The organism is Microtetraspora sp. AC03309 (assembly GCF_020826795.1).
Lineage (GTDB): Bacteria > Actinomycetota > Actinomycetes > Streptosporangiales > Streptosporangiaceae > Microtetraspora > Microtetraspora glauca.
This window is the reverse complement of record NZ_JADDIL010000269.1, coordinates 1-844: the sequence shown is the minus strand read 5'-3', so window position 1 is coordinate 844 and position 844 is coordinate 1. Positions and strand designations below refer to the sequence as shown.

Sequence of the window (844 nt, the reverse complement as noted above, 5' to 3'; positions counted from 1 at the left end):
CGGCACCCACGAGTTCCTCACCTGGCTCACTCGCCCAGGCCGACGGCTCGCCTACTCCATCGGGTTCACCCTCACCGACGACATCCAGCAAGCGATCCTCACCTTGCCACCCGATGCGTGGACACCCGCCTACGACGCAGACGGCAAGGTCCGGGCTGGTGCCTGGGTCGCCGAGCTGACCGGCCTGCTCGACCTTTCCTCCTGGCCGAAGGGGATGCGGGTCATCGTGCGCAAGGAACGGCCCCATCCGGGCGCGCAGTTGCGCTTCACCGACATCGACGGGCACCGCTTCACGTGCTTCATCACCAACACCCGGCACGGTCAGCTCGCTGACCTGGAGTTACGCCACCGTCGCCGCGCCCGCTGCGAGGACCGCATCCGCGCCGCCAAGGACACCGGCCTACGCAACCTGCCCTTGCGCGACTTCACTCAAAACCAGATCTGGGTGGAGATTGTCGCGCTGGCCTGTGAACTCCTCGCCTGGATGCAGATGCTCGCCCTACACGGCACTTCCGCTCGCCGGTATGAGCCCAAACGCCTGAGGCTGCGCCTGTTCGCCGTCGCCGCCCGGCTGGTCCGTGGTGGTCGGCGCCTGCGCCTGCGCATCGCCGCGTCCTGGCCCTGGGCCAGCCAACTGGTCGCAGCCATTACCCGGCTCCAGACACTCCCGGCCCCGACCTGACCAGCACAAAGCCGCCCCAACGATCAGGGAAGGACACCTTGAGGGCCCGTGGAACCCCGCTCACCCGGCGCGATAGCCGGGCCGCCAGGTTGACCACGGCCCCGATTTCAAACTCCAGCCGAACCGCTCAGCCAGCCACCGGATAGACGTGAAAGATCGAGG

At 67.8% G+C, this 844-nt stretch carries 1 protein-coding gene; it reads left to right on the top strand.

The features are described from left to right. Positions 1-682 (top strand): transposase (locus IMZ11_RS42765; protein WP_228649306.1); only part of this gene is annotated, 682 nt, incomplete at its 5' end. Positions 683-844: the final 162 nt, after the last annotated feature.